The following is a 10,461-nucleotide window of genomic DNA, read 5'->3' as shown; positions in this document are numbered from 1 at the left end:
ACATACTTGACTTATCACCACAAGGCTTAAAGTGACATCACATATTTTTTATAAGCTCATTTAAAAATTTGGAGGCAGACTTAAAATTATGTTCTTTGGCCAGACCGTCAAGTCTTTTGCGTGCGCTAGGTTGAAGTGAAAAGGTATAGTTCTTAGTACGTTCCTCTTCATCTTTAAAAACAGGAATAACAAGTTTATCTTTAGTATCAGTTGGCTGTTCTGTTTCATTTTTTTGTAGTGCCTTTTTTATGTTTTTGTTCTCTGGATCGAATGCCATAGGTAGTCCTCCTTTATAATTAACATGCACACGTATTGAGTATACATGTGATTGATACGTGTACGAAATATTTATAATTTTTCCGTGATTTCATTAAATGTTTTGTCCATACTGTCGAAAAATTCATGTTGATCAATATATGTTTTGTGGTCTTCAGCCATTTTTGAAAGAGATTTTTTATCCAACGTTGAACGATTGAATAGCTCCTTTTCTGGAACTGTAGCCAATACACTGGAATCGCCTTTTAAGGCTTTTAATAACTCGCGAGATGATCTTGTGTTGTGTTTAATCATGTTGGCGATAAAAAATAATTTGGTCGTGACATAAGATTTTCTAGTAGAGTAATCAATGGCTTCTTTGCGTAACTCGTTAATTCTTTCTTCTAGGTTAAATTTTGCATTATACCCATGTTCACTGGGCGTGATTGGACTAAGAATAGCATTACTGATGATGACTGCATTTTTGGTAGCAGTAGAAAAATCTGGGTGGCAATCTAAAATAATATACTCAAATTTTCCTAAATTTAAACGTTCATAATTATCTGACAACCACATGTAGAGGAACATGTTTTTGTTAGTCTTATTTTCAATGGTACGCTCAATATCGTCAAGGTGCATATCTCCGGCAATTATACTAATATAAGCACTTATTTCATGTATTTTGACTTTCCCTCGATCTAAGAAAATGTTGCCAACGGTGTCTTGATTGTCGTAAATGTTGTAAGTCTGGGTTAAATTACTTTGGTGGTCTAAGTCAATAAATAAAACATGCTTGCCATTTTTTGCTAACCACTCACCATAATTAAAAGCTAGGGTAGTTTTACCAACGCCGCCTTTTATAGCTGAAAATGTGATAATTTCCATTAGTACTCCTCCTCATATATACTAAGTATGCTTAACGAATATCATTATAAACATAATAACACATAATGACTATATGTACAATTAATGCATATGGTATGTATTCATAAATACTTTGTAGAGACTAGCTAAGTTCATTATCTTTTAACACTAAATTGCTTTCAGTATCTTATAAAGGTTGCCCGCTTAATACCAGTGTTTCGGGTCACATCGACGTTATACACTCCTGTTTGTATTGCTACAAGCAGGGGATCGTCTTGAGGCTTACAGTCATCGTAATTCCTTTCCTTGGTTAGGGAAAGGTGCTGTTTCTGACGTTCAAATGAGCCTAAAAAAGCTTCCAAAAAAAGAGCGGCACACGGGCTGCAATTGTTCACGAATAAGATCCCTCCACAACCCAGTTACCGTCCAAGTTGGGGCAACAGCATTGACCCATTACTGCGGAGCCATTTCAATTGCAAGCCCTTTGACCAGTAAAAGAATTGCCTGGTTACTGACAATTACGCCTGAGGCATTGCTTGGATGTCCACCAGTTCCAGATGTAGAGGCTAGTTGTGATCAGCTAAGTTTCGGCAGTGGTCAAAATTGACCGAGTTGAGCTTATTTGAATCAGTGAAAATTTCTCTGTTTAACAAATTATCAGCCGTAAAGAAACGATAGAACTTAGTGAGATTCCTCTTTTTGAGTTTCATAGGTCTCTTGGAGACCATCGATAAAGGTAAGCATAAACCAAGGAACGTCTTCTAATGAGGGCGTCCCTTTTGATACAGTTGGAGCATCAATTAAATTGAAGATGATGCTCCATGGCTAAAGAAATTGTGGCAGTCTCAACGGAAAAGATTCAGTCAGCCACCACGTCTGAGATTGCTTGCCAGTTGACACCCCCCCGTTCAACGGGTGGTGTCAACTTAATCTACTATTTATTGTTTCGCACATCTTTGATAGGGTGTGACCAAGCAATAGTTGTTAGAGTAATGGGATTGAACTTTAGTAAATCTGTTTTCCAGCTTTGTACAGGGTTATTACTTGAGGCCTCTCAAGCAGCACATTTCTTAGTTTGTTAGTATTAAATACAGCAATATCTGCCGTGCCGCCCTTTTTGATCCCATAGTTGGGAATCCCCAGTGATTTCGCCAATCTGTAGGTTAGCATATCTAAAATTGTTTTCGCTTCTTTTGCTGTTCCCATTTGAGTTGCCTCCGCGAATAGATATGCAATAGGTAGATTGCAAATTTAGTCCGAATAATTTGTCAAATTATCCAGCAAGCCTTGATACGGTGTTTGCTAACTTTAAACGATCGTTGGTTAATTTCTAGTAATGTTGTTCTTAGAAACTGTTTGAAATCTTTAAAAGCGCCGCAATAGAACTGACATAAAGGCTAAGGTCATCATTGTGGCGCTCGTATGTAACTGCCTTTCGCAATTTTTCCACAGTCGTCGACATTTTTATATCCAACTAAAGGATCGTTCAACATAGCCAAACTTAGCGGCCACTTGGCTATATGAGGCATGATGACTAATCGCCCAGCTGGCAATTTGAATTCTAAATTGCGGCGTTACTTAGGGTGGCTCAAACAGAACCTTAGCCCCATGTGTCTGATAAGCGGCAACCAGCATTCTAAAGAGTCCCAGTGATATCTGATACTTATTAGCAATGGTTCTCAGACTACCTTGATCATCAAAGTAGTCGATCAGGGCACGCAATTTGAGGGCTTTTGAAATCTTGGTCATAAAAAAATACCTCCAAAGTTAAAGCTTTTTACTTTAACTTTGGGGGTATACCTCACATGTGTTTGTGGGGTATTTTGTATATCTTTGTAAATAACTTAAGATTAATATAATTATTTAATCTTCCTCAATTGTCAAATCAAGTGCAACACTGAGAATCTATTCTTAGAAGTGGTCTAGTTGCTAAGCTAGTTCAGGCATTAGATCGGCTGGGCAGCGATAGTTCAATGACCGCCGTAGCCGGTTGTTTAAGGTATCTTGAGCCAGCTGAATGTCAATGAGTGAGGCCGAAGCCAAGGATCTGCCCTTCGGGAAGAACTCGCGCAAAAGGCCGTTAGTGTTCTCATTGGTTCCACGTTCCCATGGTGAATAAGGATGGGCAAAGTAGATGTCAGTTCCCTTGACTTGACTCAAGCTTGAGAACTCAGCACCATTATCAAAAGTAATGGTTTTAAAGTGCTCGGTTCCATAGTCATATAAGGTATTCTGGAGGGCTTTCAAGCAAGTGTCGGCATGATAATTGGGAAGTTTAACGATGATCTCTAAGCGACTAACACGTTCAGTCAAAGTCATTAATGCTGGCTCAGATTCAACCCGTTTGCCTTTGACCAAGTCACCTTCCCAGTGTCCAAGCTCTTGACGCGCTTGAACCATGGCGGGACGCTCTTCGATTGAATGGCCCAGATTTTTCTTATTGATTCGATGATGCTTTGCCCCGGGGCATTTAATCCGGCGACGTAGTTTAGCTGGTAGGTCTGAATTGCGGATAGCTAAACGCTGGTCATCAATATACCGGTACACCGTCGGTGTTGAGGGGCAGACAAGCCTTGGGTGATCAGTCTTGAATTGGTGGACAAAAGTATCCACACTATGCATCCTGGGACGCGCTTTTAAAGCTGTCACCAAAGCATTACAGAAGGTTTGACAATGATCAAAGAGTCCACGATAACAGCTATTTAGTCGGTGCTTACGATAAATTGCTTCACCAGTTTCTGCCAGATATGACTGTTCAAAGATATGAGTACTAGCGTTAATCTGTGTCGTTGTCCCACGTTTTAATTCACGTGAAATCGTGCTGGGATTACGATGAAGGGCCTGGGCAATCCGGCGGATAGACCAATCTAAGTCCCTTAGGGATTCAATTCGACCACGTTCAGCTAAATTGAGTTGGTGATACTGATTAGATATGATATTCTTAATTCGGGTCATGAAGATACCTCTTTCTTGTTTGTGGTGAATTAAGAATAGGTCTTCATGGCCTTTTTGACTAGTCTGAATAAAGAACTGGTCTAGTAGAGCAGGTGTTGCACTTCAATTTTAAATCGAGGGACGCGCGTTTTATAATCAAGTTAGCCAATTAGATCCAGCTAATTGAAAAAATAAAAAACACCAAGACAAATCTCTGTTATCATTGATGTTCCAACACAAAAATGAAAGAGGTTATTGTCTTGATGCAAGCACTTGAATTGTCAAATTAAGTGCAACACTACATTAAAGAATATTTCATAAGGCGTTTTCCATCCGAGACATTTACGGGGACGATTATTCATTTGTTCTGCATATGCTTGTATCCGGCGGTCAGTAATTGAATCAAGGTCAGTTCCTTTTGGCAAATATTCGCGAAGCAAGCCGTTAGTATTTTCGTTAGTTCCTCGTTGCCAAGGAGAGTGAGGATCGGGAAAGTAGAAGGGCGTACCAAACTTATCAGTTAAACATTGAACTTTGGCAAACTCTTTACCCCTATCCGGGGTAATCGTTAACGATCTACCAGGCCATAGCTTCATTAAGTCGCTCAAAGTATCCGTGACTGCTTCTGAAGTTCTTTTAGCAGCTTTACCAATAAGCAGGTAACGAGATTTTCGGTCAACCAATGTAACGACACAAGCCTTTCCGCTTTTGCCTAACACGGTATCACCTTCCCAGTGACCAATTTCTACACGGTTGTCAGCTTCTCGCGGACGATCATGAATCTTGTTGGGGATTGGAATCTTGCCTCGCTTTTCTTGATAAGCTTTATTGTGGCGAGACTTGCCGTGATGCCTTAGATGGCGCACGGCACTAGAGCTGCCAGATTTAAACAAATTATCAAATAAGCCATTGAAAATCCCACGGTAAATAGTCGTGGTACTGATCTGCACCGGATACTTTTCGACTGCCAAGCGATTCGATATTTCCTCCGGAGACCAAAGGTCTTCGCAGAAGTGTTCTCTCACCACTTCAAACACCTGAGGATTACTCAAAAGAGAGACTCTGCCACAGTTGCCTTTGCGCTGTTTGTACTTCTCCTGAGCCTTCGAAGGTGAATAGGATTTACCAGTAGAATTACGGCTTAATTCTCGAGAAATGGTTGAGTAACTTTTCTTGATATGGCTGGCAATCTCACGAAGTGAGTTTCCATGATTCCTCATTAAAAAGATAGTTTCCCGTTCATCTATGGTAATATGCTTGTAGTGATCCATGGCTAAATTCCTTTCATGATTGTTTTCGCAAACATCATTTTACAGAAATTTGGCCATGGGCCATTCTTTATTTAATTAGTGTTGCACTTAAAGTGTAAATTCAAGGTCTAAAAATTTACATCTCCTTGTTATGTTAAGAGTGTCATCAAAGAACATGATAGGGATGACAAATCCAACTTACGAGGGGTATTTTTATGTTAACAGTCAAACATCAAGCCATTATGGCAGCGGCCCTACTCATCATTAGTGGCGGCTTGCTTGCTCAATCACAGCCCGCCAATGCGGCATCTTCGCAAAACACGGCTTACGGCTCAGCCACAACCAAGGTGTCACCATTTAAAATTATTGTTAAAAAGGAAGTCCATTCTTTTAAAACTACCGATTTCACCGCAGAAAACCTTACCGGAATTAATCATCCATCTAAACAATTAGTGGTTACCGGCACCCAAAAATCCAGTACGGACGCTCTGCGATATCAGCTTGACGATGGTACAGACTATGTGACTCGGCAGTTTTATGCCTCCCTACCCAAATCAAAACGGATCATCGTCACCGATACCATTGGGATAAATAGTTACCAATCACCAACCCTTAAAAATAAGATGAACCATTTTCAATTTCATCAGTCACTTAAGGTCAGCAAGATCAAGAAGTTTAACAACGGCAACATTGCGTATCGACTTGCATCCGGTGGTTATGTCACCGCCAGCAAACTATTTGTGAAGGCAATGTAGCTACTAAATTTTCCTCAATAAAACAATCTAGGATTATTCTCAAGAAAGCATGGGCAGAAAAGCAACTTCCAGCGTAATCGCCTTTCACCCCAATCTTAATAAATAAAGGATCAGTTATCGGCAATCGACCGTGACTGATCCTTTTTTGACCCGCTAATCCTTATAGCTTACATTTTATGATGCAGCCGTAGCATGATCAACAGCCAAACAATCAAAACAGCCGAAATGATAATGGCGATAATCCAAGCATCATGTAAAGTCGCTAACGGTAACTTCACATTCATCCCGTAGAAGCCGGTAATAATTGTCGGTACGGCCATTGTCAGTGACCAAATCGTCAAAAACTTCATGGTATCGTTCAAATTATTATTGGCGATACTATTAAACGTATGATCAATGCGATCCACAACTTGGGTTTCAATTTCAATCATCCGCTGAACCTGTTCGGCTTCAATCGTGGCATCTTCAAACAAATCACGCTTTTCCTGATTGGCATTTTTACCAAAGTAGGTATTCGGCAGTCGTTGAAGCAAGTTCAAATTTAACTGAACCGCGCTGGTCAGGAAGGTCAGTGTCTGTTGTAAATAAGATAATGCCACTAAATCAGCATTCTTGGTCTTTCGATTGAGCATTTTATCCAAATGATTTCGTTTGCGGGTAACCGCCCGAGAAATTGGCATATAGCTGTCAACCACGGCAAACAACGTTTCCAAAATAAAAGCGTCAACCGTTTGAACTTCCGGATTTTCAGCAGCCGTCTGAAACGCATCATCGACCTGCTTGATCCGACTCTCATTAAAGGTGAACAGAACCCCTTTGTGTAAAAGAATCCCAAACGGTCTGGTAATATACCGCAGTAATTTGCGGTCCAAAACATATGGCGCCAAAAAAATAAACAATTGATCGTCTTCGTTAATATCGTGAACAAAATTGGTACTTTCATCTTTATCAACAACGTACTCAATAATATCCTCATCAATGCCGTACTCTTTCATTAACTGCTGACGTTCTTCAGGGGTTAAGCGAACCGTTTCAATCCACTTGGTTCCCCGGATTTCTTTTTCAGGTTTAATCATACGAACTCTCCTGTGAATCGTTATTTAACAATGCGTTATCTCTATCATACCGAATATTAAAGGAAAAATGTAATTTTTATTTAAAAAAAGATTGACCCAAAATAAGGATCAATCTTTTAAACGAAAGGCTACTAACATTAGCCATCAATCCAATTGATTTATCGCTGATGTTAATCAACTTTCTTTTAACCAATCACGCCAACAGTTTGTAAGATGAGGTAAATGTTTAAACTCACCAGTACAACTGTTGCTACCCAAGCACTGTACTTAACCCAGGCTTTATTCACAAACTCACCCATTAATTCCTTGCTACTGGTGAATTTAACCAATGGCACAATCGCAAATGGTAAAGCGACACTCAGGAAAACTTGTGACAGAGTCAGCAGATTTTCAATCTTAGCTTCGTTGCCATGATAATAGATGGCAAAAATCAACACTGGCGTTACTGACAATAATCGAGTAAGTAACCGTTGCGCCCATAATGGCATTCGAAGATGAATGAATCCTTCCATAATGATCTGGCCTGACAGCGTCCCGGTAATCGTGGAACTTTGACCTGAGGAAAGTAGAGCCACCGCGAACAGCATGCTCAACATTGGACTGGCAATTGCCCCCACAATGTGCGAGTTGTTCAATGAATTAAACAAATCAACGAATCGCCCGACCGTGCTATTGGTTCCGAAGAACAACGCAGCCCCTAAAATTAACAGCAAAGAGTTGACAATGAATGCAATTGTCAGTTGCAAATTGGAATCAATCGTCGTGAATTTAATGGCTTTAGCCACATCCTGACGATCATGTCGATCGACTGCCCGGGTTTGTGAGATAGACGAACCCAGATATAAATCATGGGGCATCACCGTTGCACCAACGATACCAAGTGCCAAATACAACATTGATTTATTAGTGACAATGTCTTTGGTCGGCATGTAACCGGCAAACATTTGTTCAAGTTGCGGTCCCGCTAAGAATACTTCGTAGGTGAAGACCAACAGAATAACGGCAACCAGTGTCGCAACAATTGCTTCAATCTTCCTGAATCCCAATTTCATCAGAAGCAACAGGATCAAAACATCAGCAGTGGTGATCAAAATGCCAACGACTAACGGAATGTTAAATAGTAATTTGATAGCAATTCCGGAACCAATAATTTCCGCAACGTCCGTGGCCATAATTGCTGATTCGGTAATTAACCAAAGAATGATTCCCATTGTCTTACTGGTTCTTTCCCGGGTCAGCTGAGCTAAATCCTTACCGGTGACAATTCCCAGCCGAGCAGCCATTGATTGCAACAGCATTGCAATTAGGCTGGAGATTAAGATAACCGACAATAAGCTGTACTTGAACTGGGCACCACCAGCAATTGACGTAATCCAATTACCAGGATCCATGTACCCCACTGCAATTAGAATTCCCGGACCGGTGTAGGCAAATAATGTTCGCCAGAAGCCGGCATTCTTCGGAACTTTAACGCTGCCGTTAACTTCATCCAGACTCTTGTTTTCACCTTCTGTACTTTGAAAAAATTTATGCTTAGGTTCTTCTGCTACGCTCTCACGCATATCAATACCCTCTTTCATTGAGTTGAATTCAGGTCAGTTGTTTGAGTGAGCACTCAATCAATTCCCACAACCTATTATACACATCAATGAGTTTAGGTCAGCCAAAATCTATTTTAATCATTAGTTAACAAATGAGAAAGATTGAGTGTATACTTAAACCAGATGAATGATCAAACTTAAAATAATCCAAGTTTATGATAGGTTTGCTCGTTCAATTCCAAAATTGAAACATATTGAGGGGTTAACCATGCTGAATCATACTGAATTACAACTACTAACAGATGCACACGTCTTTGATGATATGACTGACAAGCAAATTAAGATCTACACCGCGGCAATTGAAGTTTTTGCCGAAAAAGGCTATCTCAACGCCAGTACCAAAGAGATCGCAGCCAAAGCAGATGTCGCGGAAGGCAATATTTTCAGCAAATTTACCAACAAACGCGGCTTGCTGAACGCGATTATCGAACCCGTTGCGAAATCGATTTTCCCTGAAACATTATCAAGTTTTACTGATAGTGAACCCATCCCAAAAGACCTCAGTCTCCATGAATTTGTCGATTCACTCGTCAAAGATCGAATGGATTTTCTAGAGGATAATCAAGATGTTTTAAAAATCTTCATTTCCGAAATGGTTTACGATGATCAGGTTCGTCAACAGTATTTGAGTAAATTTCCAGATGCCTATTGGCACACAATTAACGATAATCTCAACCTGCTTAAAGCTACGCATAAAATGGTCAATTGGGATAACTGGGAAATCATGCAGATCATGTGGTCACTGATTGGTGGCATGGTGATCAGCTTCATCTTCTTTCATATTCAACCAACCGACAAGGCGGTCAATCACGCGGTGGCCGCACTGGTTAAGGCATTAAATCCCCGATTGTAAGTTATCAATATTTGCGATAAAAAATAGATAAAGTTAGGATAATTCAACTGAATTGTCTTAACTTCATCTATTTTATTTACAGGTTATACTCACTCATGACCCATCTTTTAAGCTTAATTTCACAAAAAATCACTAATTGTTTGAAAGATTAGATAAATATTTAACCCAATTAGAACAATCGTTGCAAACCAAGCTGCGTATTTCANGATAACAAAAAAGGCATCTAAGCCTCCCTAGTGCTATGCTTTAAGCGACGAAACTCAAGATAAGCGGGGTAGGAATAGATGTCTCAACTAGATAATACACTTAAATTACTGGGAATTACAGACACAAACATTCAGGTGTTCGGTACTCGTGAGGAATTTCATGGTCGGGGCTCGGGTCGCAAAAAGTATTTGGTCATCCAGGCAGAGCTTACCTACACACTCAGGCGCTGTCCCAGCTGTGGATACAATACGTTGCACCCTAACGGACACAAGCTCACTCATGTCCACATTGCAGGACCCATGGACCGGCCCGTAATTCTAGAGCTAAACAAGCAACGCTGGCGTTGTAGTAACTGCCATAGCACTTGTACGGCCGCCACTCCAGTGGTATCAACCAACCACGCCATCGGTCACGGACTAGCGACTCATGTGCTGAAGCTAGCCAGTAAATCACTCCCGGCTAAGACTATCGCCAGTCTCACCGGTATTTCGACAAACTCAGTTCAGCGTATTTTGACGGCTAATATTCATCCACACGCGAGCCGCCGGTTACCGATTAATCTATGCTTTGATGAATTCCGTTCCACGCACGGCTCCATGCCGTTTATTTGCATTGACGCCGACACTCACAAATCAGTTAAAGTACTTAGCGACCGCCTTAATAGAA

General features: G+C 40.6%; 10 protein-coding genes and 3 pseudogenes. 3 read left to right on the top strand and 10 right to left on the bottom strand.

Annotated elements, in window-relative coordinates; translation table 11 throughout:
- Window positions 1-37: 37 nt before the first annotated feature.
- From IV84_RS08145 to IV84_RS08115, 8 genes and pseudogenes are all read right to left on the bottom strand, one after another.
- A complete protein-coding gene (locus IV84_RS08145) occupies window positions 38-277 on the bottom strand; it encodes a hypothetical protein (protein ID WP_010011603.1) in 240 nt (79 codons plus the stop codon).
- A 71-nt stretch (window positions 278-348) separates the two neighbouring features.
- Window positions 349-1,140, bottom strand: a complete 792-nt coding sequence (locus IV84_RS08140) for a ParA family protein (protein ID WP_056986383.1) — start codon at window positions 1,138-1,140, stop codon at window positions 349-351.
- Between the two features lie 363 nt (window positions 1,141-1,503).
- Window positions 1,504-1,689 (bottom strand): annotated as a pseudogene (locus IV84_RS11435) (short-chain dehydrogenase); the annotation flags it as partial.
- 435 nt (window positions 1,690-2,124) lie between these two features.
- A complete protein-coding gene (locus tag IV84_RS08130) occupies window positions 2,125-2,325 on the bottom strand; it encodes a hypothetical protein (RefSeq protein WP_056986382.1) in 201 nt (66 codons plus the stop codon).
- Between the two features lie 159 nt (window positions 2,326-2,484).
- Window positions 2,485-2,610, bottom strand: a pseudogene (locus tag IV84_RS11080) (IS5/IS1182 family transposase); the annotation flags it as partial.
- Window positions 2,611-2,697: 87 nt separating this feature from the next.
- Window positions 2,698-2,868, bottom strand: coding sequence for a hypothetical protein (locus tag IV84_RS10915; RefSeq protein WP_155515909.1), 171 nt, complete (start codon window positions 2,866-2,868; stop codon window positions 2,698-2,700).
- Between the two features lie 180 nt (window positions 2,869-3,048).
- Window positions 3,049-4,074: an IS30 family transposase gene (locus IV84_RS08120; protein WP_010619295.1), complete on the bottom strand. Its 1,026-nt coding sequence runs from the start codon at window positions 4,072-4,074 to the stop codon at window positions 3,049-3,051.
- 260 nt (window positions 4,075-4,334) lie between these two features.
- On the bottom strand, window positions 4,335-5,324 hold the full coding sequence (locus IV84_RS08115; protein WP_004561985.1) for an IS30 family transposase: 990 nt from the start codon (window positions 5,322-5,324) through the stop codon (window positions 4,335-4,337).
- A gap of 194 nt (window positions 5,325-5,518) precedes the next feature.
- Here IV84_RS08115 and IV84_RS08110 point away from each other — a divergent pair, with 194 nt between their 5' ends.
- Window positions 5,519-6,058 carry a DUF5776 domain-containing protein gene (locus tag IV84_RS08110; RefSeq protein ID WP_056986381.1) on the top strand — a complete coding sequence of 180 codons (540 nt, stop codon included), beginning with the start codon at window positions 5,519-5,521 and terminating at the stop codon, window positions 6,056-6,058.
- A gap of 167 nt (window positions 6,059-6,225) precedes the next feature.
- Here IV84_RS08110 and IV84_RS08105 read toward each other — a convergent pair whose 3' ends face one another.
- Together IV84_RS08105 and IV84_RS08100 are read right to left on the bottom strand one after the other, a co-directional pair.
- Window positions 6,226-7,134, bottom strand: coding sequence for a magnesium transporter CorA family protein (locus IV84_RS08105; protein WP_056986380.1), 909 nt, complete (start codon window positions 7,132-7,134; stop codon window positions 6,226-6,228).
- A 185-nt stretch (window positions 7,135-7,319) separates the two neighbouring features.
- Window positions 7,320-8,696 (bottom strand): Nramp family divalent metal transporter, encoded by a 1,377-nt coding sequence (locus IV84_RS08100; protein ID WP_100212880.1) that lies wholly within the window; start codon window positions 8,694-8,696, stop codon window positions 7,320-7,322.
- Between the two features lie 247 nt (window positions 8,697-8,943).
- Here IV84_RS08100 and IV84_RS08095 point away from each other — a divergent pair, with 247 nt between their 5' ends.
- Both IV84_RS08095 and IV84_RS08090 read left to right on the top strand, forming a co-directional pair.
- Complete coding sequence (locus IV84_RS08095) at window positions 8,944-9,588, top strand: TetR/AcrR family transcriptional regulator (RefSeq protein ID WP_003679973.1); 645 nt, start codon at window positions 8,944-8,946, stop codon at window positions 9,586-9,588.
- A gap of 284 nt (window positions 9,589-9,872) precedes the next feature.
- Window positions 9,873-10,461 (top strand): annotated as a pseudogene (locus tag IV84_RS08090) (ISL3-like element IS1165 family transposase); the annotation flags it as partial.

Origin of the sequence: Pediococcus damnosus (genome assembly GCF_001437255.1) — a bacterium.
GTDB classification, from domain to species: domain Bacteria; phylum Bacillota; class Bacilli; order Lactobacillales; family Lactobacillaceae; genus Pediococcus; species Pediococcus damnosus.
The sequence above is the reverse complement of the archived record's forward strand: the minus strand, read 5'-3'. Positions and strand labels throughout refer to the sequence as shown.